Genomic DNA, 22,150 nt, shown 5'->3' on the forward strand with positions numbered 1-22,150 from the left:
AGCGAAATAACTGCCCGGCGGCGCAAGGCTTGCCGGGCCTACAGATTTACTGGAATCTGATTATTTTGTAGGCCGGGTAAGGCGTAGCTGCCACCCGGCATTTTTATTTCTGGCAGGCAGGACAGCCGTAAAACGGCCTGGACGACACCATCGTCCTTTCGATAATGCCGCCGCAGCGCTCGCAGGGCTTTCCGTCCCGATGGAACACCTTAAAGCGGAACAGCGCCCCGTGATGTTTGTTTTCATCCGCCTGACCACGAGTCTGATACGACAGACGTGGGATGGCCAGCAGCGCATGCGCGAGTCTGTCAATCTGCGGCTCCGTAAGCTCACTAGCTTTGTGTGTCGCCGCCAGCTCGCACTCCCACAAAATCTCCACCCGCAGATAGTTACCCAACCCGGCAAGAAAAGCCTGGTCCAGCAGCAACCCGGAAAACTGCCGGTTGCGAAAGCGCTTTGAGAGCAGGCGGGCTTTCACCTCCTCTTCCGTTAACGAGGGATCGAGCACGTCCGGCCCGACACGTTGTAAAAATGGCTGTGTGGACAGCTGTTCTGGCGTGAGCATTTCAATATCTGAGGCGCTGTAGAGCAGAATCGCTTTCTTCGCCGTTTGCAAACGAACCCGCAGCACGCGAGTGGTTTGCGGTGCTTCCCCCGCATTCGCCACGCGCCAGACACCGTAAAGCTGATTGTGGCTGTACAACGTCAGCCCGCCGGAAAAGTGCGTCAGAAGTGCCTTGCCGCGCGTTTCAATATGGGTCACGGTTTGCCCTACAAGCAGTGCTTCAAACGCTTTCAGCTGCGGAAAAGCGAACCACGCATCTGCAATCTTCTCACCTTTTACCGCTGCTTCAAGGGTATCCGCCGCCCGGCGGATCTCCGGTCCTTCCGGCATAACTTGTCCTTATTGTTCTCCGTTGAGTCGCCACGCCAGCTGCTCAAAATAACGATGCTGATCGTCGCGCGCCTTCAGCGCTTCTTCGAGAGAGCACTGAACAAAATGTATCGGTTGTCCGAGCGGAATCTGCGCCAGCTGGAACATATCCGCTTCGATGATGCACGCTATGCGCGGATAGCCGCCTGTAGTCTGCGCGTCATTCATCAGAACAATGGGCTGGCCGTTGTGCGGCACCTGCACCACGCCCGGCAACAGGCCGTGTGACAACAGTTCGCGATCGGTGGTACGCACCAGAGGCTGACCTTTCAGACGGTAGCCCATCCGGTTGCTCTGAGGGCTAAGTTGCCAGGGCGCGCGCCAGAAATTCTCCTGTGAAGCGGCATCAAACTCATGGTATTCCGGCCCCGGCAAAGCGCGAATACGGTTGCCACGAAGCAGCAACTTCACGCCCTGCGGGCCGCTGAATGAGCGCTCTGAAGGAAACACCTTCAGGCTGTCGCCATCCCGCAGACGACGCCCCTCCAGACCGCCAATGCCCACTTTCAGATCCGTGCTGTACGAGCCGAGCACTTTCGGCACATCAATGCCACCGGCAACGGCCAGATAGCTGCGAATACCGTGCAGCGGACGCTTCATCACCAGCGTTTGCCCGGCCTTGACCGGCAGACGCCAGCCTGCCCAAACTGCCTCGCCGTCGAGCGTGGACTCACAACCTGCCCCGGTCAGGGCAAACCAGCCGTCCCGAGTGAACTGCACGGTGAACTGGCCGAGCGTAATTTCGATCGCTGCCGCGTTCGGATTGTTGCCCACCAGCAGGTTGGCGGTCATCAGCGCAGGTTTATCCAGCGCGCCACAGCGGCTGACGCCCGACTGGCGCAGGCCGTAACGCCCGCCGTCCTGCACTGACGTATAAAGTCCCGAGCGAATAATGTTCAGCATACGCCCTCCTTCTGCGGCACAAAGCGCACCCTGTCGCCAGGCCGCAGTAAAACAGGCTCCGGCTGGCTGGCATCAAACAGTGCCAGCGAGGTATGCCCAATCAGCTGCCAGCCGCCGGGCGTGGTTAGCGGGTAAATGCCCGTAAGCTCTCCGCCGATCCCCACGCTGCCCGCAGGCACCTCCACGCGAGGCTCAGCGCGGCGCGGCATCGCCAGTTTTTCAGGCAAACCGCCGAGATAAGCAAAGCCTGGCTGGAAGCCCAAAAACCACACCACATATTCCTGCGATGAATGCAGCTCCACTACCTGCTTCGGCGTGAGGCCACTGTGTTCAGCCACCAGCGTTAAATCAGGTCCCAGCTTGCCGCCGTAGACCACAGGAATATCAATCTGACGCGAGTCGGGCTCCAGCACCTCACTCTCTTCCCACCAGCGCTGGAGACGCTCGATAGCATCCAGCGCCAGGCTCTGCGGGTTGCGCAGGATCACGGTGATGTTGTTCATCCCTGGAATGGCTTCCAGCACTTCGGGGTATTCCGGCAAGCGCTGGGTCAGCCGCCAGATACGCTTCTGGCTCTCCAGCGTTACGGGCGGTTCAAGTTCCAGAACGACTGCCGTCTCTCCCAACAGGTAACAACGCGCTCGCTGCACTTTTTCCCTCTCTCATCAGGCCGGGTTAGGGATATCAATAAAGGTGACATCCAGATCGGTGTTTTCGGTCAGCCATTCGCTTAGCGCACGAATACCGCCACGTTCGGTCGCGTGATGCCCCGCCGCATAAAAGTGCAGGCCCTGCTCACGTGCAGAATGGATGGTCTGTTCGGAGACTTCACCGGTAATAAACGCATCCACGCCGAAGCGCGCCGCATTGTCGATAAAGCCCTGGCCGCCGCCGGTACACCAGGCCACGCGGCTGACTTTGTCCGGCCCGGTATCACCGGACCACAGCGGTTTGCGGCCTAAACGGGCTTCAATCCAGGAGGCAAATTCGAGCCCGGACACCGGCATCGACAATTCACCCCACGGCACCAGTTGCTCAATCTCACCTCTGATATTGATGCCAAGCAGCGCCGCCAGCTGGGCGTTATTGCCAAGTTCAGGGTGCGCGTCGAGCGGCAGATGCCAGCCATATAAGTTGATGTCATTCGCCAGCAAGGTTTTCAGACGATTACGCTTCATGCCGCGGATAATCGGCGACTCGTTTTTCCAGAAATAGCCATGATGGACAATCACCGCATCGGCCTGCTGGCGGACGGCTTCATCCAACAGCGCCTGGCTTGCGGTAACGCCGGTGACGATTTTGCGGATCTCTTCCCGCCCTTCAACCTGCATGCCGTTCGGGCTGTAATCGCTGAACGCGCCGCTGTTCAGTTTCTCGTTAATCAGTTGTTCCAGTTCACTGTTTTTCATCGTCACTCCAGACTTTCTTTCGATACTGAGGGATACCATAGCCGCCCGGCAGCGATACGTCGATAGCAGGCCTGCGACAGGCTTCATGCGCACCGAAACCTCGCAGCAAAAATCGCTTAACGACACGCAGCACAATCGTGTATATTTATGCACTAGGACAGCATATAAATTGAGCTTTCATGCTCAAATACCATGGATAGCATATAAGAAACGAATAATGCGGAATGATTATCTTCTGCACTTCTGGCAAGACTGAGAGCAACATGAAGACACCATCGTCACAACCACGTGCTATCTATTACGTGGTCGCCCTGCAAATCTGGGAATACTTTAGCTTTTACGGCATGCGCGCCCTGCTGATCCTGTACCTCACCAACCAGCTGAAATACAACGATAATCACGCCTACGCCCTGTTCAGCGCCTACTGCTCGCTGGTGTACGTCACGCCGATCCTTGGCGGCTGGCTGGCCGATAAGGTCCTCGGCAATCGCATGGCGGTGATGATAGGCGCCTTTTTGATGGCGGTAGGGCATCTGGTGCTGGGCGCCAGCGAAATCTCTTCGCTGTTCCTCTATCTGTCGCTGGCTATCATCGTGTGCGGCTACGGCCTGTTTAAATCCAACGTCAGTTGCCTGCTCGGCGAACTGTATGAGCCCACCGATCCGCGCCGCGACGGTGGTTTTTCGCTGCTATACGCGGCGGGTAACGTCGGCTCCATCATCGCGCCAATCGCCTGTGGCTACGTGCAGGAAGAGTACAGCTGGGCGATGGGCTTCGCGCTGGCGGCCATCGGCATGCTGGCAGGCCTGGTGATTTTCCTTTGCGGCAATCGCCACTTCAGCCACACCGTCGGCGTCAACAAAGCCGTGCTGAACAGCAAAAAAATGGCTGTGCCCGTCTGGGGCTGGCTGCTGGCGCTGTTGGTCATTTCGCCGATCGTTATTGCGGTGCTGTTCTGGAAAGAGTGGTCTCTGTACGCGCTGATTGTGGCCACCGTGATTGGTCTGGCGATGCTTGGCAAAATCTATAAGAAGGCGGAAAACCAGAAGCAGCGTAAAGAGCTGGGCCTGATTGTGGTCCTCACCTTCTTCAGCCTGCTGTTCTGGGCCTTCGCGCAGCAGGGCGGCAGCTCTATCAGCCTCTATATCGATCGCTTCGTAAACCGTAACATTCTCGGCTACGAAGTGCCGACGGCGATGTTCCAGTCCGTCAACGGCTTCGCGGTGATGATGTGCGGCGTGTTCCTTGCCTGGGTGGTAAAAGAATCAGTGACCGGTAACCGCGCCGTACGCATCTGGGGGAAATACGCTTTAGGCCTCGGCCTGATGAGCGCCGGGTTCTGTATTCTGACCCTCAGCGCGCGCTGGTCGGCGTCCTTCGGACACTCTTCCATGCCATTGATGATTCTTGGCATGGCGGTGATGGGCTTCGCTGAGCTGTTTATCGACCCGGTCGCTATGGCGCAGATCACGCGTATAGAAATTCCGGGCGTTACCGGCGTACTGACGGGTATTTATATGCTGCTTTCAGGCGCCATTGCGAACTATGTGGCAGGCGTGATTGCCGATCAGACCTCGCAAAGCTCTTTCGACGCGGCAGGTGCCATCAACTACTCGATCAACGCCTACATCGAAGTGTTCAGTCAGATAACCTGGGGCGCGCTCGCCTGCGTCGCCGCGGTGCTGATTATCTGGATTGCTCATGCGATGAAGGTCCGCTCCCGCAGCCTGGCGCTGGAGTCCTAAGCCTTTCTGGCGGCTTCATAGGCCGCCAGCGTTTCCTGCCGCGCCTGTTTGTGATCGACAATCGGGCGCGGATAATCCAGCTCAATCCCTTCTTTTTCTGCCCACTTCCAGGGCTCGTGAATGGCTTTGTCCGGCACGGCTTTTAGTTCAGGCAGCCACTGGCGAATAAACTCCCCTTCTTTGTCAAAGCGTTCACCCTGAGTCGTTGGGTTGAAGATCCTGAAATACGGGGCAGCATCGGTGCCCGTTGACGCCGCCCACTGCCAGCCGCCGTTGTTTGCCGCTAAGTCACCATCCACCAGCTGCGACATGAAATACCGCTCCCCTTCCCGCCAGTCGATGAGTAAATCCTTCACAAGGAAACTGGCAACAATCATCCTCAGGCGGTTGTGCATCCAGCCCGTTTCACTGAGCTGACGCATGGCCGCATCCACGATCGGGTAACCGGTTTTCCCCTGCTGCCAGGCGGTGAGCGCCTTTTCATCCTGATTCCAGGCGACTTTGTCGGTCCAGACAATAAACGGCTTATGGCGGCAAAGCTCAGGGTGGAACGTCATCAGGTGGCGGTAAAACTCCCGCCAGATAAGTTCGTTCAGCCACACCGCGCCGGGGCCGCCCTCCAGTGCCTGAGGGCATTCGGTCAGCAAGCGGTGCAGACACTGGCGCGGGGAAAGTACACCGAGCGTCAGGCATGCCGATAAGCGGCTGGTGCCTTCGATGGCAGGGAAATCTCTTTTCTCTTCATATTCAGCAGCCTGCTGCTGGCAGAAATGGCGTAGTCTGGCGATGGCCTGCTTTTCATCAGCGGCAAACAGCTTCGCGTCGAACGGAACCTGAGGATAATTAAGCGTAATTTCCGTCATTTCTTCTGCCTCTTCGGCACGAGGCGCAGGCGCCGCAACGCACTCCGGCAGCCCCTCTTTCAGTCGCCGGAGATAGGCATTTTTAAAGGGCGTAAACACTTTGTACATCTGATGATTGCCGGTGATCACGCTGCCAGGGGGCAGCATCACGCTGTCGTCAAAACCCTGGCACATGACGGTATCCAGCGTTTTCTCCAGCAGCGCATCACGTTTACGCTCATTGATTTCATACTGATAGTTGTAAAAAAGCTGGCTGACCTGATGCGCATCACACACCTTTTCGACTTCAGCCACCGACGCCGCAAAATCCTCCACCTCCCGAAAGATCAGTGGAATGTTTTTAAGCGCCAGCTGACTTTGCAAGGCGTTGAGATGTGCCTGTAAAAAAGCCGCCTGACGCGGGGCCATCTCATGCTCTGCCCACTGCTTCGGCGTGGCGATATACAGGGCGATAACCTTTGCCTTTGGGTGGCGGCAAGCGGCAGCCAGGGCCAGGTTGTCATGCAGGCGTAAATCGGTGCGAAACCAGACCAGATGGGTGGGCATAATTCTCCGTTAATGTCCGTAACGTAAACGCAAAGCTTCCGGCCAGGGGTCGAAGTAGCGCTGCCCGGCCAGATAAGCATCAGGAAATTCAGCCATATAGTGTTTTAACAGCGTGACGGGCGCAAGTAGCGGCTGCGTACCCTGCCGGTATTTGTCGATAAGGTTCGCCAGCTCCTGCCGCTGGCGGCTGTTAAGCTGTTTACGGAAGTAGCCCTGGACGTGCATCAGCACGTTGGTATGATTGCGCCGGGTCGCCGGGTGCGCCATCAGAGTCATCAGGCGCAGACGATACTCCACAAAGAACTTGTCCAACGATGGCCACTCCGCCATCGCGGCCACAAAGCGGCCAAGCTCCCGATACAGAGGCTGCGAATGTGCCAGCAGCAGTAGCTTGTAGCGACTGTGAAAGGCCATCAGTTCGCCGCGGGTTAGCCCTCGTTCACGCAATGCATTGAGCTCATGCAGGGCATAAATACGCTCGACAAAGTTCTCCCGCAGCACGGGGTCCTGCAGTCGCCCGTCTTCTTCCACCGGCAGCCACGGAAAAGTCTGCATCAGCAGTTGGGTGTAAATACCTCGGCCTGCCTTACGGTTGTTTTTGCCGTCCACATCGTAGATTCGCACCCGCTCCATGCCGCAGCTTGGCGAGTTTTTACAGACGATGTAACCGCACAGATTTTCGAAGCGGGCGATGCGCTTGTGGGTAAAGTCACTCATCGCTTCGGTTAAATCACCTTCCCGCCCGTCGCTGAATCTCAGATGCAGCTCGCCCTGTTCATCTTTGACCATGCGCAGAGCAGGTCTGGGTACGGGAAGCCCAATTGCCATCTCCGGGCAAACCGCTTCAAACGCTACCCAGGGGCTGAGTTCGTCTACCGCGAAGAGCAATCTTTTATGCCCCCCGTCAAAGCGGACCTTCTCGCCCAATAAACAGGCGCTGATGCCTACCGGGATCTTCTCACTCATACAGCACTCCTTTCAGGCATATAAAAGAAGTGTAGACGCAAGAAAACGAAAAAGGCCGCACGGGGCGGCCTGGAAACATCCTAATGCTTTTCCAGCCACTGATGAGAGAGGACAACGCAGTTTAGGAATTAATCAAGGTGGCGTGCCTTGACGAACCTTGCAGGGAAGCCCAAAATCAACGCTCCTGGGTAGGAACTTAAAGTATTCCCCAACGGACCGCGAATCCTGAGGGCATAAAAAAACCGCCACGTTTAACGTTGGCGGTTTTTTTATGTTCAGCAATCGGCTTCTGGCTTAGTAGAAATCGCAGGTCGCTTTTTCTGCCTGATCCATCCACACCGGTTTTTCACTGGTTTTCGACCAGACACGGTGCAGGTAGCTGTAAAAACGCCCGCGATCTTTCCAGAACAGCATCACTGGCAGTGCTACAACGCCCGCCACGATGGCGAAAGCTCGACGCATCAATACAACATGTGCAGGAAACTCTTTGTACATAATCTCTCTCCCCTTTCATGGCCGGCAATCAACGCCGGTAAATGTGATCTGCTTAAAATAATACCTTCCTGCGTGTAATTTTACTACTCATCCGACCACTTTATTTAGGCTATTTAGTGCTTATTTACATTCCGTGACGTAATTAGGTTACATAAACGTTAAATAAATACTAATCATTAGTTAATGAATGGCTTCTACCCATTTTTATATAATTTTTACACCCCGCCTTTTGATTTTTGCGAAATCTTTGCACTGAAAAACATACCGTTATGGCACGTCATTAAACACCTGGAGGTGGACTGTGAGTGCAGGCGTGCTAACCGGCATCGTGCTGGTTTTCCTGTTAATGGGCTATCTGGTTTATGCCCTGATCAATGCGGAGGCATTCTGATGGCTGCGCAGGCTTTTTTACTTATCGCCAGCTTTTTACTGGTTCTTTTCCTACTGGCAAAACCACTGGGCTCGCTTCTGGCGAAGCTTATCGCTAACACCTCTCTGCCCGGCACTGCAACGGTTGAGCGCGGTCTTTGGCGCGTGATGGGCATCTCCCCGTCTGAAATGAACTGGCGCCAGTATTTATTCGCTATTTTGTGGCTCAACATCGCGGGCGTATTCCTGCTGTTCACGATGCTGATGTTGCAGGGTTCGCTCCCGCTGAATCCACAGAAACTTCCGGGCCTGTCCTGGGATCTGGCGATGAACACAGCCATTAGCTTCGTCTCCAACACCAACTGGCAGGCATACAGCGGCGAAAGCACGCTGAGCTATTTCAGCCAGATGAGTGGCCTCGCGGTGCAGAACTTCCTTTCTGCGGCGACCGGGATCGCCGTCGTGTTCGCACTGATTCGCGGATTCGCACGTCACAGCACTGACAAACTCGGCAACGCATGGATGGACATCATCCGCGTCACGCTGTGGATCCTGCTGCCGCTTTCCTTGCTGATTGCGCTGTTTATGATTCAGCAGGGCACGCTGCAAAACTTCCTGCCGTATCAGCATTTCACCTCGCTTGAAGGCGTAAAAGGGCTGCTGCCGATGGGGCCTGTCGCCTCGCAGGAAGCGATCAAAATGCTTGGGACTAACGGCGGCGGCTTCTTTAACGCTAACTCCAGCCATCCGTTTGAAAACCCGACGGCGCTGACCAACGCCGTACAAATGCTGGCGATTTTCCTGATTCCCGCCGCGCTCTGTTTCGCCTTTGGTGAAGCGGTGAATGACAAACGCCAGGGCCGCGCCATCCTGTGGGCGATGTCGGCGATCTTCGTGGTCTGTGTGGTGGTGGTGATGTGGGCAGAGCTGAAAGGCAACCCGCACTTCCTGAGCCTCGGCGCTGACAGCGCAGCCAATATGGAAGGCAAAGAGAGCCGCTTCGGCATCCTGCAAAGCAGCCTGTTTGCGGTGATCACCACGGCGGCATCCTGTGGCGCAGTCAACGCCATGCACGACTCCTTCACCGCGCTGGGCGGCATGGTGCCGATGTGGCTGATGCAGATTGGTGAAGTGGTGTTCGGCGGCGTTGGCTCAGGGCTGTACGGCATGCTGCTGTTCGTCCTGCTGGCGGTGTTTATCGCCGGGCTGATGATTGGCCGTACGCCGGAATACCTCGGTAAAAAAATCGACGTCCGTGAAATGAAAATGACGGCGCTGGCGATCCTCGTCACGCCAGCCCTGGTGCTGCTCGGCACCGCGCTGGCCATGATGACCGAAGCGGGACGCGCCGGGATGTTCAACCCGGGCATTCACGGCTTTAGCGAAGTGCTTTACGCCGTCTCGTCTGCCGCCAACAACAACGGCAGCGCCTTTGCGGGCCTGAGCACCAACTCTCCATTCTGGAACTGCCTGCTGGCGTTCTGCATGTTCGTCGGCCGCTTTGGCGTGATTATTCCAGTGATGGCAATTGCCGGCTCACTCGCCAGCAAGAAAATTCAGCCCGCCAGCCCTGGCACGCTGCCGACCTGCGGCCCACTGTTCGTCGGCCTGCTGATTGGTACCGTGATTTTAGTCGGCGCCCTGACCTTTATTCCTGCCCTGGCGCTAGGCCCGGTCGCAGAACATCTCTCTTCTTTATAAGCACGCTGGAGACACGTTTTATGAGTCGCAAGCAAACGGCAATTTTTGAACCGGCCCTGGTTCGCCCGGCCCTGCTGGATGCCGTGAAAAAATTGAGTCCAGCCGTTCAGTGGCGCAACCCGGTGATGTTCATCGTCTGGCTGGGCAGCGTGCTGACCACCCTGCTCGCCGTGGCGATGGCGATGGGGAAACTGCCCGGCAGCACCGGTTTCACTGCCGCAATTAGCGTATGGCTCTGGTTTACCGTGCTGTTCGCCAACTTTGCCGAAGCGCTGGCGGAGGGTCGCAGTAAGGCTCAGGCCAACAGCCTGAAAGGGATCCAGAAGACCTCCTTCGCCCGCAAGCTGCGCGAGCCCAAATACGGCGCGCAGATGGATCACATTCCGGCAGACGATCTGCGCAAAGGCGACATCGTTCTGGTTGAAGCGGGCGATATCATCCCCTGCGACGGCGAAGTGATTGAAGGCGGGGCTTCCGTCGATGAAAGCGCCATCACCGGGGAGTCCGCGCCGGTGATCCGCGAGTCCGGCGGTGATTTCGCCTCGGTCACCGGCGGGACGCGTATTCTTTCCGACTGGCTGATTATCGAGTGCAGCGTAAACCCAGGTGAAACCTTCCTCGACCGAATGATTGCGATGGTAGAAGGCGCACAGCGTCGTAAAACCCCCAACGAAATTGCCCTGACCATTCTGCTGGTTGCGCTGACGATTGTGTTCCTGCTGGCCACCGCCACGCTATGGCCATTCTCATCCTACGGTGGCACGGCGGTGAGCGTCACGGTGCTGGTTGCCCTGCTGGTCTGCCTGATTCCGACCACCATCGGCGGTTTGCTGTCCGCCATCGGCGTGGCCGGGATGAGCCGCATGCTCGGTGCCAACGTGATTGCCACCAGCGGCCGCGCCGTGGAAGCGGCGGGTGATATCGACGTGCTGCTGCTGGACAAAACCGGCACCATCACCCTCGGCAACCGTCAGGCTTCTGAATTCTTGCCTGCGCCCGGCGTGGATGAAAAAACGCTGGCGGATGCCGCTCAGCTGGCTTCTCTGGCGGATGAAACGCCGGAAGGCCGCAGCATTGTGGTTCTGGCTAAGCAGCGTTTCAACATCCGTGTTCGCGACGTTCAGGAGCTGCAGGCGACGTTCGTGCCCTTTACCGCCCAGACCCGAATGAGCGGCATCAACATTCACGATCGCTCTATTCGCAAAGGCTCTGTCGATGCGATTCGCCGCCACGTGGAGACCAACAACGGTCACTTCCCGCCGCAGGTTGACGCGCTGGTGGAAGGCGTTGCACGCCAGGGCGGCACGCCGCTCGTCGTGGTCGAAGGTGCCACGGTCCTCGGCGTGATTGCGCTGAAGGATGTCGTCAAAGGCGGTATCAAAGAGCGCTTCGCCCAGCTGCGTAAAATGGGCATCAAAACGGTGATGATCACCGGCGACAACCGCCTGACTGCCGCCGCCATTGCCGCCGAAGCGGGCGTCGATGATTTCCTTGCGGAAGCCACGCCGGAAGCCAAACTGGCACTGATTCGCCAGTATCAGGCGGAAGGCCGTCTGGTGGCGATGACCGGCGACGGCACCAACGATGCACCCGCGCTCGCTCAGGCGGACGTGGCAGTGGCAATGAACTCAGGCACCCAGGCGGCGAAGGAAGCGGGCAACATGGTTGACCTCGATTCCAACCCGACCAAGCTGATTGAGGTGGTTCACATCGGCAAACAGATGCTGATGACCCGCGGCTCGCTGACCACCTTCAGTATCGCCAACGACGTGGCGAAATATTTCGCCATTATTCCGGCTGCGTTTGCCGCCACCTATCCGCAGCTGAATGCGCTGAACGTGATGCATCTGCACTCCCCCGCCTCGGCGATCCTGAGCGCGGTTATCTTCAACGCCCTGATCATTGTGTTCCTGATCCCACTGGCGCTGAAAGGTGTTAGCTACAAACCGCTGTCGGCGGCGGCAATGCTGCGTCGTAACCTGTGGATTTACGGCCTCGGTGGCCTGCTGGTGCCCTTCGTCGGCATCAAAGTGATTGACCTGCTGTTGACCCTGTTCGGTCTGGTTTAAGAGGAAATAAAAATGGCGACTTTACGCCCTGCTCTGGTAGTACTGATTTTTCTGACTCTGATAACCGGCGGCGTTTATCCGCTGTTGACGACGGCGCTGGGACAATGGTGGTTTCACGACCAGGCGAACGGCTCGCTGATTTTGCAGGACAATGAAATCCGCGGTTCACGCCTGATTGGCCAACAGTTTTCCGCGCCAGGATATTTTCACGGTCGCCCTTCCGCCACCGCCAATAGCCCCTATAATCCAGAGGCATCTGGTGGCAGCAATCTGGCCGGCAGTAACCCCGAGCTCGACAAAGAGGTGGCGGCACGCGTGGCGCAGCTGCGTCAGGAGAATCCGCAGGCTGACGCGCAGGTCCCCGTCGAACTGGTAACCGCGTCCGCGAGCGGGCTGGATTACAGCCTGACGCCGCAGTCGGTCATCTGGCAGATCCCTCGCGTGGCGAAGGCGCGAAATATGTCCGTTGAGGCGCTAACCCGGCTGGTCGCCGAGCGCACACAGCAGCCGCTGGTGAACTTTATCGGCCAGCCGGTGGTAAACATTGTTGAGCTGAATATGGCGCTGGATGGCCTGAACAAACCCTAAGGACCAAGCATGACTGACGAGCCCTTGCGCCCGAACCCTGACCGCCTGCTGGAGCAGTCCTCTGGCTGGCACCGCGGCAAACTGAAAGTCTTTTTTGGTGCCTGTGCGGGCGTCGGGAAAACCTACGCCATGCTCAGCGAGGCGCAGCGTTTACGGGCGCAGGGGCTCGATATTTTAGTCGGCGTGGTGGAAACCCACGGCCGCCAGGAAACCGCCGCACAGCTGAGCGGCCTGGCAACGCAGCCGCGAAAACGTATTCATTACCGCGGCAGGCAGGTGGAAGAGTTCGATCTCGATGCCGCCCTCGCCCGCCGTCCGGCCCTGATTCTGATGGATGAACTGGCCCACACCAATGCGCCCGGTTCGCGTCACCCCAAGCGCTGGCAGGACGTGGACGAACTGCTGGAAGCCGGGATCGACGTTTTCACCACCGTGAACGTGCAGCATCTGGAAAGCCTGAATGACGTGGTCAGTGGCGTCACGGGCATCAAAGTCCGTGAAACGGTTCCCGATCCCTTCTTTGATTCTGCCGATGAAATCGTACTTGTCGACTTACCGCCGGATGACCTGCGTCAACGTCTGCATGAAGGCAAAGTTTATATCGCAGGCCAGGCAGAGCGCGCGATTGAGCACTTCTTCCGGAAAGGCAACCTGATCGCCCTGCGTGAACTCGCCCTGCGCCGCACCGCCGATCGGGTGGACGACCAAATGCGTGCCTGGCGTGACCGTCAGGGCGAGGAAAAAGTCTGGCACACGCGCGATGCTATCCTGTTGTGCGTAGGGCACAGCGGCGGCAATGAAAAGCTGGTGCGAACGGCCGCGCGTTTGGCCGCCAAGTTTGGCACGGCGTGGCACGCGGTGTATGTCGAAACGCCCGGCCTGCATCGTCTGCCGGAACATCAGCGGCGTAACATCCTCTCTGCATTACGCCTCGCTCAGGAACTGGGCGCGGAAACCGCCACCCTCTCTGACCCGGCGGAAGACAAAGCCATTCTGCGCTACGCCCGTGAGCACAACCTCGGCAAAATCATTATTGGCCGCCGCAGCCAGCGCCGCGGGTGGAGCCGCGAATCCTTTGCCGACAAACTGGCCCGTCGCGCGCCGGATCTCGATTTGCTGATTGTGGCACTTGAAGAACAGATCATCACGAGCGCCGCCCGCAGCACGGACAGCCGTCCCTGGTTAGACCGCTGGCGCGTGCAACTTCGCGGCTGTATCGTCGCCGTCGTGCTTTGCGCCTTCATCACGCTGTTTGCCAGCCACTTCCTGATGGCGTTCGAAGCCGCCAACCTTGTGATGCTCTATCTGCTCGGCGTGGTGATCGTGGCGCTGTTTTATGGCCGCTGGCCGTCAGTGCTGGCCACTGTGATCAACGTTATCAGCTTCGACCTATTTTTTATTGCCCCACGCGGTACGCTGGCGGTGTCGGACGTGCAGTATATTTTGACCTTCGCCGTGATGCTGACCGTCGGGCTGGTTATCGGTAATCTGACCGCCGGGGTACGTTATCAGGCTCGTGTGGCACGCTATCGTGAACAGCGAACCCGCCATTTGTATGAAATGTCCAAAGCGCTGGCGACAGGACGTACGCAGCAGGATGTCGCGCGCACCAGCGAACAGTTTATCCATTCCACCTTCCATGCGCGCAGCCAGGTGCTGCTGCCCGACGGTAACGGGCAGCTCCACGCGCTGACCGACGGCAACGACATCACGCCGTGGGACGAGGCCATCGTCCGCTGGAGCTTTGACAAAGGCCAGCCCGCGGGCGCAGGCACGGACACGCTGCCCGGCGTGCCTTACCTGATCCTGCCGCTGAAAACGGCGGAGAAAACCCACGGCGTGGTCGTGGTCGAGCCAGGCAACCTGCGCCAGCTGATGATCCCGGAACAGCAGCGCCTGCTGGAAACCTGCACCCTGCTGGTCGCCAGCGCGCTGGAGCGTCTGGCGCTGACCACCAGCGAAGAGCAGTCCCGCCTGGCGAGCGAGCGGGAAAGCCTGCGCAACTCGCTGCTGGCAGCGCTTTCTCACGACCTGCGCACGCCGCTGACGGTGCTGTTCGGCCAGGCCGAAATCCTGACCCTGGATTTGGCAACGGAAGGTTCGAAGCACGCCCCGCAGGCCAATGAAATTCGCCAGCACGTCCTGAACACCACGCGACTGGTGAACAACCTGCTGGACATGGCGCGCATTCAGTCCGGCGGCTTTAACCTGCGCCGGGAGTGGCTGACGCTGGAAGAAGTGGTCGGCAGCGCGATCCGCACTCTCGAAATGGGGCTCGGCGGGCGGCATATACAGCTTGCGCTTGGCGACCCGCTGACGCTTATCCACGTCGACGGCTCGCTGTTTGAACGCGTGCTGATCAACCTGCTGGAAAACGCGGTGAAGTATGCCGGACCTGCCGCCGCCATTGGTATTTCCGCGGAGGCTAAACCAAATCAGCTGCAGCTTGAAGTGTGGGATTCCGGCCCCGGCATCCCCGCTGGTCAGGAACAGGCAATCTTTGCTAAATTCTCCAGAGGCCACAAAGAGTCGGCCATTCCGGGCGTCGGGCTCGGGCTGGCGATATGTCAGGCCATTGTTGAAGTGCACGGCGGCGAGCTGGCCGCGCACAATCGCCCGGAGGGCGGGGCGAGCTTCGTCATCACCCTGCCGCTGGATGCGCCGCCTGAACTGGATGAACTTCCCGAGGAACTGTGATTAACGTACTGATCGTTGAAGATGAACAGGCCATTCGCCGCTTTCTGCGCAGTGCGCTGGAGGGCGACGGCCTGCGGGTATTTGAGGCAGAAACGCTGCAGCGCGGCCTGCTGGAAGCCGCCACGCGTAAGCCAGACCTGGTGATTCTGGATTTGGGCTTACCGGACGGCGACGGCATTGAGTTCATCCGTGACTTCCGCCAGTGGAGCCAGGTGCCGGTGATCGTCCTTTCGGCCCGCGCCGAAGAAACCGACAAAATTACCGCGCTGGATGCCGGAGCGGACGATTACCTCAGCAAACCTTTCGGCATCGGCGAATTACAGGCCCGACTGCGCGTCGCCCTGCGCCGTCACGGCAGCGCGGAACAGCAGCAGCCGGAGATTGCGTTTGCAGATATTCAGGTCGATCTGGTCAATCGTCGTATTTTGCGCGGCAGCGAAGAGATCCACCTGACGCCGATTGAGTTTCGTCTGCTGGCCGTGCTGTTGAACAACCACGGTAAAGTGCTCACCCAGCGCCAGCTGCTGAGCCAGGTCTGGGGCCCGAATGCCGTGGAGCACAGCCACTATCTGCGGATTTATATGGGGCATTTACGCCAGAAGCTGGAGGCCGACCCGGCAAGGCCGAAACACCTTCTGACCGAAACGGGGATCGGTTATCGGTTTATGCTTTAGGCGATCGGCGAAAGCACAACGGATTTACCCCAGCCTGACGTTCATCTCTTTGGCCAGTTCGAGAAAGCGTTCACGCCAAGCGAGCTCTCTCTCCTGCTGCTGCTGTTTTATTATCAGCCTGAGCTCTGCAACAAGCTCGTGGGTCGGTGCAGGCAGCTTATTTTCATCAACAGGAATTTCCCGCCCCGTTTCGCGGTGATAGACCTTTACACCATAAGTCGGGACGTGGGCAAAAACGGCGTTCTCCTGAAGCGTTTCGCTGATACCCGGCATCGACTTCCCGTCAAAGCGAAGCCGGACCGCCTTGTTCCATTTATCCCCGAAGTAAATCATTCTTGATAAAAAATAGCTGCCAAAAGGCTCTCTGACGCCGCTTTCCGAGTGCATAAACCATGCCCTGGAATCGTGAATATAGTTGTCGTACAGATTGATAAGCCCGGTTATCTTATCATTCCGCTCCCTGCCCAGCAGATTTGGCTCAATAAAGTGGGTGAATTTATATTCGCCCGCGCTCTTAAATCTGAGGTATTCAAGCGCTTCATCCTGGTGGGTATAAATATAGGCAGTACGGGAAAGCAAAGGATCTAACTTCTGCAGAAAGGTCGCTGTTGCGCTAACATCCCAGGAAAAACCGCTCTCCATTTTTGCTGCAATGGTGCAGGTTTCTGAGTCGATGGCTCCTGCCGCCTTCAGATTAACAGCAGGTTTGAACAATGGGGCCGGACGAAGTTTACGCGCATAGTCTGCCGCAAATTCCATCGCGGCTTCCCAGAGCTGACCACGGGCGTTATTGGCATCATATAACGGCTCGCCAATCAGCTCATTTCCCGGAAACCAGTTTTCATCGTAATAATGATTCATCTCCTCTTTTTGACGTGACTTGGCTAACGCCTCGGCCTGACACCGTCGCAGCGTCCACTCCCGGGCGAGGGCACTCTGCGCCTGCTGACTGAACGCTGTCTCGTAAGGCTGGGCTGTGATTTCCGGATTCTGAGCGGCCTGACGGAAAAAGGGTTGTGACGCAAGGTTCATCCCTGATGATCTCGGCGAGGCGTAGCGCGCAATGCGCCAGCCGGTCATCCAGATCATCTGATCTTCCACCATCTCTTCCAGGCAGGCCGATTCAAAGCGAAACGGCACGTAGCTGGCATCGTCCGCTGACGGATCTTCCTGCTGGTTATCGAGGGAGAGCGTGGAGCGCCAGTTATTGAACGTGGCAACTAGCCGCGGTGATATTTCAAATTCATCAACAGTTAAACCTTGCATTTCCCGAAACGCAAAAATGTGCCTCAAATCCGGATGCAGCAGAGCAAAAACATCCGGGCGAAGCGACAGTGGAGCTCCGGCATCAATGGCAGCCAAATACATATCATGCAGAGTAATTTGCGACAGCACGTCTCCCGCGCCGTCGCGGCCTTTGCCCTGGTCACCCAAGGGGTAACCGCCGCCAACGTCGGAGTGCATCCCGGGGTAGACCACCTCCTGGGTACCGGGCAAATAGTTTCCCGCGGCGGTGCGAATGGAATCCAGCGAGAACGACTGCCGCTGCTCGTGAGCCGCCACAAAGTGGCAGCCCCGCTTCAGCAGCCCCGACTGCGGCAGCGGCTGGGTCTGCCCCGCCCAGCCGTTGTGCCCGCTGAAGCCCGGCACCACGTTGGCGATGCCCACGGCGGGCACAGTGTCAAATACCCCTAAAAACTCCACCGAGACCTTTATCCCCAGCAGCGTCCCCGCCGGGAACCCGAGCAGGCCCGCAGCCAGCGCCTCATCCAGCCAGCTGACAAAAGCGCGAGCCTCGGCCGCGCCGCGAGAGAAGCCATAAACAAACAGCTTAATCGCCACGGTTTTACACTGCGCCCGCACAATGTTTTCGCGCACCGGGGTTAACAGTTTTTCCATCTCACGAGGCCGCGTCGGCATCTGGTCGATAAACTCTTTCAGCGAATCAAAATAGGCCTGATTAACCTGTTCACGGTTGAAAGCCGCAGAGGCGGAACCGGCCAGGGCCAGCAGGCGCTTCTGCTGAGCTTTGTCAGGGCCTGCAGAGCTGTCCATCGCCTGCACTGCCGCTTTCATCCTGCCGTTAGGTAGAAAATTGCCGGTCGAGGTGTGGCTCAGGGCATTGCACAGCTGTACCAGCCCCCAGTTGATGCGGTCTTCTCCCCCCACCGCAAACTGTAACCCGCTGGAGTAATAGTCATAGGTGCCTATCTGCGGAAAAGGTGTGCCAACGCCTGGGATATAGAACGCATAAAAGCCCCGCTCATTTGCCCGGCGGTCTTCCGGCGCGCAGGCGTGGTAGAGCTTTGCCACGTTGGAAGGGTGCGACGGAGCGGCGGCGGTATCCTTTGGCTCGTTATTATTGGTGCCGTCAAAAAACAGGCTGATATGCAGACTCTTGCAGCAGGGATTGTTCCGGGTTCCTCGACATTCCTGCCGGAACTGAGCCTCCTCCCGCTCCGTTTTTTTGATATTTTCGATAGCCTCCCTGTGACTTAAAGGCAATCTCCCCCGCTCAGGGAACGCGGGTGGTACCCAGCAGGGATCGCCGCTGGTGGTGAACTGATTATTATCAAAGTGTTTTTTCAGGGATGCTTTTATTGAGGACATTGGGCAGCCTCCGGCAGATCGAAAGGCTCTTTAATCGGGTGGTCCGGGTGGCTGATGCCGTGGCAGGTGGCGGTGACCTTTACCTGCTGACAAGGTAAAAAATGCACCTGCAGGCCGCAGGATTCTCCGTATTCTGGAATGGTGGCGACTGCTTTATACTGACGAAAATTGGCCTTATATTTTTTCATATAAGGCTTATAATTCGGATCGTTAAATTCCGGTATATCCTTAGGAAACGGGTTGGGATTCACCTCCCATTCAATCGCCACCTTCATATTCGGCTGCCATTTTTCCGGCAGCGACACGCAGCAGGTAAAACCCCCGGTGCGGCCCCGGTAGCCGTTCACCGAGAACCAGTTAATATTGGTGCCTGCCACGTGGTTATAGCCCAGCAGATTCGCTGCCACGTAGCTTGTCTTCTCCTTTCCGCGCGGTTCAGGCTTATCATCCGGCCCGCATCCCAGCAGTAAAAAAGACAGAAGTAATATCGGTTTTAACCATCCCTGCATATCTGATCCTCCCTGGCGTGATTAAATGACGCCGTTATTCGTTATGGATTTAAAACACAATTCGTCATGGTAACGCTCATGGCTTTGCCGACGGACACCGGGCAGGCTCCGGCAGATCGAAAGGCTCTTTAATCGGGTGGTCCGGGTGGCTGATTCCATGGCAGGTGGCGGTGACCTTAACCTGCTGGCAGGGTAAAAAATGCACCTGCAGGCCGCAGGACTCCCCGTATTCTGGAATCGTGGTCACCGCTTTATAGTGGCGATAGTTAGCTCTGTGCTTTTCAATATAAGGCTCATAATTTGGGTCGCTGAATCTGGGTATATCCTTAGGAAAGGGATTAGGATCCACCTCCCACTCGATCGCCACCTTCATATTCGGCCACCATTTTTCCGGCAGCGACACGCAGCAGGTAAATCCCCCGGTGCGGCCCCGGTAGCCGTCCACCGAGAACCAGTTAATATTGGTGCCTGCCACGTGGTTATAGCCCAGCAGATTCGCCGCCACGTAGCTTGTCTTCTCTTTACCGCGCGGTTCAGGCTTATCGTCCGGCCCGCATCCCAGCAGTAAAAAAGACAAAAGTAATATCAGTTTTAACCATCCCTGCATCTCACATCTTCCCTGACGTTATTCAATAACGCCGTTATTTGCTATGAATTTAAAGCACAATTCGTCACGGTAACGCTCATGGTTTTTCGGACGGACACTGGGCAGGCTCCGGCAGGTCGAAAGGCTCTTTAATCGGGTGGTCCGGGTGGCTGATGCCATGGCAGGTGGCGGTGACCTTAACCTGCTGGCAGGGTAAGAAATGCACCTGCAGGCCGCAGGACTCCTCGTATTCTGGAATGGTGGTCACCGCTTTGTAATGACGATAATTCGCTTTATGAACTGCCGCAAAATCTCTGAACGCTTCGGTTCCCATCGGCGGCATATTTTTTGGAAATGGATCAGGATCCACCTCCCACTCAATCGCCACCTTCATATTCGGCCGCCATTTTTCCGGCAGCGACATGCAGCAGGTAAATCCCCCGGTGCGGCCCCGGTAGCCGTTCACCGAGAACCAGTTAATATTGGTGCCTGCCACGTGGTTATAGCCCAGCAGGTTTGCCACCACGTAGCTTGTCTTCTCCTTTCCGCGCGGTTCAGGCTTATCATCCGGCCCACACCCCAGCAGTAAAAAAGACAGAAGTAATATCGCTTTTAACCATCCCTGCATCTCACATCTTCCCTGACGTTATTCAATAACGCAGTCAGTATCCGTCATGGATATAAAATAAACAATTAGCCAATATGGCTTTACAGATTTTTCAGGAAATTACCGGCGAATGGAGAGGCTTTTAATCAGATTTTAGAATAATCGTCATGAGGTTTTTTATCAGCATAAAAAAGGCACCCGGAGGTGCCTTTTTTATGCTTCATTGACTTACGCGTTCTTCAGCACTTCGCTGACAATCTCTACCGCTTCTTTCTCAATCAGCTTACGGTGTTCCGCGCCGAGGAAGCTTTCGCAATAGATTTTGTACGCATCTTCCGTACCGGAAGGACGCGCCGCAAACCAGCCGTTTTTGGTCATCACCTTCAGGCCACCGATAGAAGCACCGTTGCCCGGTGCCGCCGTCAGACGGGCGGTGATTGGGTCGCCCGCCAGGGTATCAGCGCTAACCATTTCAGGAGAAAGCTTAGACAGCGCGGCTTTCTGTGCAGAAGTGGCCGAGGCCTGCAGGCGGTTGTAGCTCGGCGCGCCGAAACGTGCGGCCAGTTCGTCATAGTGCTGCTGCGGGTTCTTGCCGGTTACGGCGGTAATTTCCGCCGCCAGCAGGCACATGATGATACCGTCTTTGTCGGTGGACCACGGCGTGCCGTCGAAGCGCAGGAAGGACGCGCCCGCGCTCTCTTCGCCGCCGAAGCCGAAGCTGCCGTCGAACAGGCCATCAACAAACCATTTGAAGCCCACCGGCACTTCTACCAGCTTGCGGCCCAGGTCTTCCACCACGCGGTCGATCATCGCAGAGGACACCAGCGTTTTACCAACGGCTACATCTTTGCCCCACTGCGGACGATGCTGGAACAGGTAGTTGATGGCCACGGCCAGGTAGTGGTTCGGGTTCATCAGACCCGCAGGCGTCACGATACCGTGACGGTCATAGTCAGGGTCGTTGGCGAAGGCCAGGTCGAATTTGTCACGCAGCGCCAGCAGGCCCGCCATCGCGCACTCGGAGGAGCAGTCCATGCGGATCGCGCCATCTTTGTCGAGGTGCATAAAGCGGAAGGTCTGATCGACGTGATCGTTGACGATGGTCAGATCGAGTTTGTAGAACTCCGCGATGCGCTTCCAGTATTCGATCCCGGAACCACCGAGAGGATCCACACCCAGCTTCAGGCCCGCTTTCTGAATCGCTTTGATATCAACGATATCCGCCAGCCCTTCAATGAACGGCTGAACCAGATCCTGCTCTTTAATATGGCCGGACGCGTAAGCCGCATCCAGAGAGAGGCGCTTCACGCCCTTCAGGCCATCAGCCAGCAGCGCATTCGCACGGTCTTCCACCACTTTGGTGACGTTGGTGTCGGCCGGGCCACCGTTAGGCGGGTTGTATTTGATGCCGCCATCTTCCGGCGGGTTGTGCGATGGCGTGATGACGATACCGTCCGCCTGCGCACCCCCTTTTTTGTTATGAACCAGGATAGCGTTTGAGATGGCAGGGGTTGGCGTGTAGCCGTTATCTTCCTGCACGATCACGTCAACGCCGTTGGCCGCCAGCACTTCCAGCACGGAAATGATCGCCGGTTCCGACAGCGCGTGGGTATCCTTACCTACGTAGCACGGCCCGGTGACGCCATTTTTGGCTCGCTCTTCTGCAATAGCCTGGGCAATTGCCAGGATATGCGGTTCGTTAAAGCTCTGACGACCTGCGCTGCCACGGTGGCCGGAGGTACCGAACTTCACCGCGTGTTCTGCGTTACCCACTTCCGGCTTCAGCACGTAGTACTGCGAAGTCAGCTGTGCGACGTTGATCAAATCACTCTGTTGTGCAGGCTGACCTGCACGTGGATGAGTTGCCATTGCCTGGTCC

The 22,150-nt window shown here is 57.3% G+C and carries 19 protein-coding genes; 7 read left to right on the forward strand and 12 right to left on the reverse strand.

Features of this window, described 5'->3' with window-relative positions:
* Positions 1-103: 103 nt before the first annotated feature.
* Genes nei through CRO87_RS20405 form a run of 4 tightly spaced genes read right to left on the reverse strand, consistent with a single transcriptional unit; the run spans position 104 to position 3,246 of the window.
* Positions 104-895 carry an endonuclease VIII gene (gene nei, locus CRO87_RS20390; protein ID WP_097164748.1) on the reverse strand — a complete coding sequence of 264 codons (792 nt, stop codon included), beginning with the start codon at positions 893-895 and terminating at the stop codon, positions 104-106.
* A 9-nt stretch (positions 896-904) separates the two neighbouring features.
* The gene (pxpC, locus tag CRO87_RS20395; RefSeq protein ID WP_097164749.1) at positions 905-1,837 is read right to left on the reverse strand and encodes a 5-oxoprolinase subunit PxpC; all 933 of its coding nucleotides are present in this window, start codon (positions 1,835-1,837) and stop codon (positions 905-907) included.
* A complete protein-coding gene (gene pxpB, locus CRO87_RS20400) occupies positions 1,831-2,487 on the reverse strand; it encodes a 5-oxoprolinase subunit PxpB (protein ID WP_097164750.1) in 657 nt (218 codons plus the stop codon). The genes pxpC and pxpB overlap by 7 nt, the downstream gene beginning before the upstream one ends.
* 15 nt (positions 2,488-2,502) lie before the next feature.
* Positions 2,503-3,246, reverse strand: a complete 744-nt coding sequence (locus CRO87_RS20405) for a type 2 GTP cyclohydrolase I (protein ID WP_097164751.1) — start codon at positions 3,244-3,246, stop codon at positions 2,503-2,505.
* A gap of 263 nt (positions 3,247-3,509) precedes the next feature.
* Here CRO87_RS20405 and dtpD point away from each other — a divergent pair, with 263 nt between their 5' ends.
* Positions 3,510-4,991, forward strand: coding sequence for a dipeptide permease DtpD (dtpD, locus tag CRO87_RS20410; protein ID WP_097164786.1), 1,482 nt, complete (start codon positions 3,510-3,512; stop codon positions 4,989-4,991).
* Here the strand turns inward: dtpD and phrB are convergent.
* From phrB to CRO87_RS20425, 3 genes are all read right to left on the reverse strand, one after another.
* Positions 4,988-6,400, reverse strand: a complete 1,413-nt coding sequence (gene phrB, locus CRO87_RS20415) for a deoxyribodipyrimidine photo-lyase (RefSeq protein WP_097164752.1) — start codon at positions 6,398-6,400, stop codon at positions 4,988-4,990. The two genes, dtpD and phrB, sit on opposite strands and share 4 nt — an antisense overlap.
* 9 nt (positions 6,401-6,409) lie before the next feature.
* On the reverse strand, positions 6,410-7,366 hold the full coding sequence (locus CRO87_RS20420; protein ID WP_097164753.1) for a 2-thiouracil desulfurase family protein: 957 nt from the start codon (positions 7,364-7,366) through the stop codon (positions 6,410-6,412).
* Positions 7,367-7,660: 294 nt separating this feature from the next.
* The gene (locus tag CRO87_RS20425; RefSeq protein ID WP_097164754.1) at positions 7,661-7,861 is read right to left on the reverse strand and encodes a YbfA family protein; all 201 of its coding nucleotides are present in this window, start codon (positions 7,859-7,861) and stop codon (positions 7,661-7,663) included.
* A gap of 301 nt (positions 7,862-8,162) precedes the next feature.
* Here CRO87_RS20425 and kdpF point away from each other — a divergent pair, with 301 nt between their 5' ends.
* The 6 genes from kdpF to kdpE are packed head-to-tail and all read left to right on the forward strand — an operon-like array spanning position 8,163 to position 15,959.
* Positions 8,163-8,252 (forward strand): K(+)-transporting ATPase subunit F, encoded by a 90-nt coding sequence (gene kdpF / locus CRO87_RS20430; protein WP_097164755.1) that lies wholly within the window; start codon positions 8,163-8,165, stop codon positions 8,250-8,252.
* Complete coding sequence (gene kdpA, locus CRO87_RS20435; RefSeq protein ID WP_097164756.1) at positions 8,252-9,931, forward strand: potassium-transporting ATPase subunit KdpA; 1,680 nt, start codon at positions 8,252-8,254, stop codon at positions 9,929-9,931. The genes kdpF and kdpA overlap by 1 nt, the downstream gene beginning before the upstream one ends.
* 20 nt (positions 9,932-9,951) lie before the next feature.
* Entirely contained in the window at positions 9,952-12,000 is a 2,049-nt protein-coding gene (gene kdpB / locus CRO87_RS20440) for a potassium-transporting ATPase subunit KdpB (protein ID WP_097164757.1), read from the forward strand.
* Positions 12,001-12,012: 12 nt separating this feature from the next.
* Positions 12,013-12,588: a potassium-transporting ATPase subunit KdpC gene (gene kdpC, locus CRO87_RS20445; protein ID WP_097164758.1), complete on the forward strand. Its 576-nt coding sequence runs from the start codon at positions 12,013-12,015 to the stop codon at positions 12,586-12,588.
* Between the two features lie 9 nt (positions 12,589-12,597).
* The gene (gene kdpD / locus CRO87_RS20450; RefSeq protein ID WP_097164759.1) at positions 12,598-15,285 is read left to right on the forward strand and encodes a two-component system sensor histidine kinase KdpD; all 2,688 of its coding nucleotides are present in this window, start codon (positions 12,598-12,600) and stop codon (positions 15,283-15,285) included.
* Entirely contained in the window at positions 15,282-15,959 is a 678-nt protein-coding gene (gene kdpE, locus CRO87_RS20455) for a two-component system response regulator KdpE (RefSeq protein ID WP_097164760.1), read from the forward strand. The genes kdpD and kdpE overlap by 4 nt, the downstream gene beginning before the upstream one ends.
* A gap of 24 nt (positions 15,960-15,983) precedes the next feature.
* Here the strand turns inward: kdpE and CRO87_RS20460 are convergent, their stop codons facing one another.
* The 5 genes from CRO87_RS20460 to pgm all read right to left on the reverse strand — a co-directional run bounded on the left by CRO87_RS20460 (position 15,984) and on the right by pgm (position 22,140).
* A complete protein-coding gene (locus CRO87_RS20460) occupies positions 15,984-18,569 on the reverse strand; it encodes a DUF2235 domain-containing protein (RefSeq protein ID WP_097164761.1) in 2,586 nt (861 codons plus the stop codon).
* Positions 18,557-19,078, reverse strand: coding sequence for a DUF3304 domain-containing protein (locus CRO87_RS20465; protein WP_097164762.1), 522 nt, complete (start codon positions 19,076-19,078; stop codon positions 18,557-18,559). The genes CRO87_RS20460 and CRO87_RS20465 overlap by 13 nt, the downstream gene beginning before the upstream one ends.
* 76 nt (positions 19,079-19,154) lie before the next feature.
* Positions 19,155-19,685, reverse strand: a complete 531-nt coding sequence (locus tag CRO87_RS20470; RefSeq protein WP_097164763.1) for a DUF3304 domain-containing protein — start codon at positions 19,683-19,685, stop codon at positions 19,155-19,157.
* A gap of 76 nt (positions 19,686-19,761) precedes the next feature.
* On the reverse strand, positions 19,762-20,292 hold the full coding sequence (locus CRO87_RS20475; RefSeq protein WP_097164764.1) for a DUF3304 domain-containing protein: 531 nt from the start codon (positions 20,290-20,292) through the stop codon (positions 19,762-19,764).
* A gap of 207 nt (positions 20,293-20,499) precedes the next feature.
* Complete coding sequence (gene pgm, locus CRO87_RS20480) at positions 20,500-22,140, reverse strand: phosphoglucomutase (alpha-D-glucose-1,6-bisphosphate-dependent) (RefSeq protein ID WP_097164765.1); 1,641 nt, start codon at positions 22,138-22,140, stop codon at positions 20,500-20,502.
* Positions 22,141-22,150 lie beyond the last annotated feature (10 nt).

Source organism: Enterobacter sp. CC120223-11, assembly GCF_900215375.1.
Taxonomy (GTDB): Bacteria; Pseudomonadota; Gammaproteobacteria; order Enterobacterales; family Enterobacteriaceae; genus Scandinavium.

Excerpts from the sequence above, each read along its gene's own strand:
- dtpD (WP_097164786.1), top strand. The coding sequence starts at position 3,510 with ATGAAGACACCATCGTCACAACCACGTGCTATCTATTACGTGGTCGCC.
- pxpC (WP_097164749.1), bottom strand. The coding sequence starts at position 1,837 with ATGCTGAACATTATTCGCTCGGGACTTTATACGTCAGTGCAGGACGGC.
- CRO87_RS20460 (WP_097164761.1), bottom strand. The coding sequence starts at position 18,569 with ATGTCCTCAATAAAAGCATCCCTGAAAAAACACTTTGATAATAATCAG.
- pgm (WP_097164765.1), bottom strand. The coding sequence starts at position 22,140 with ATGGCAACTCATCCACGTGCAGGTCAGCCTGCACAACAGAGTGATTTG.
- CRO87_RS20470 (WP_097164763.1), bottom strand. The coding sequence starts at position 19,685 with ATGCAGGGATGGTTAAAACTGATATTACTTTTGTCTTTTTTACTGCTG.
- kdpA (WP_097164756.1), top strand. The coding sequence starts at position 8,252 with ATGGCTGCGCAGGCTTTTTTACTTATCGCCAGCTTTTTACTGGTTCTT.
- nei (WP_097164748.1), bottom strand. The coding sequence starts at position 895 with ATGCCGGAAGGACCGGAGATCCGCCGGGCGGCGGATACCCTTGAAGCA.
- CRO87_RS20475 (WP_097164764.1), bottom strand. The coding sequence starts at position 20,292 with ATGCAGGGATGGTTAAAAGCGATATTACTTCTGTCTTTTTTACTGCTG.
- CRO87_RS20465 (WP_097164762.1), bottom strand. The coding sequence starts at position 19,078 with ATGCAGGGATGGTTAAAACCGATATTACTTCTGTCTTTTTTACTGCTG.
- phrB (WP_097164752.1), bottom strand. The coding sequence starts at position 6,400 with ATGCCCACCCATCTGGTCTGGTTTCGCACCGATTTACGCCTGCATGAC.
- kdpB (WP_097164757.1), top strand. The coding sequence starts at position 9,952 with ATGAGTCGCAAGCAAACGGCAATTTTTGAACCGGCCCTGGTTCGCCCG.
- CRO87_RS20405 (WP_097164751.1), bottom strand. The coding sequence starts at position 3,246 with ATGAAAAACAGTGAACTGGAACAACTGATTAACGAGAAACTGAACAGC.
- CRO87_RS20425 (WP_097164754.1), bottom strand. The coding sequence starts at position 7,861 with ATGTACAAAGAGTTTCCTGCACATGTTGTATTGATGCGTCGAGCTTTC.
- kdpD (WP_097164759.1), top strand. The coding sequence starts at position 12,598 with ATGACTGACGAGCCCTTGCGCCCGAACCCTGACCGCCTGCTGGAGCAG.
- CRO87_RS20420 (WP_097164753.1), bottom strand. The coding sequence starts at position 7,366 with ATGAGTGAGAAGATCCCGGTAGGCATCAGCGCCTGTTTATTGGGCGAG.
- kdpC (WP_097164758.1), top strand. The coding sequence starts at position 12,013 with ATGGCGACTTTACGCCCTGCTCTGGTAGTACTGATTTTTCTGACTCTG.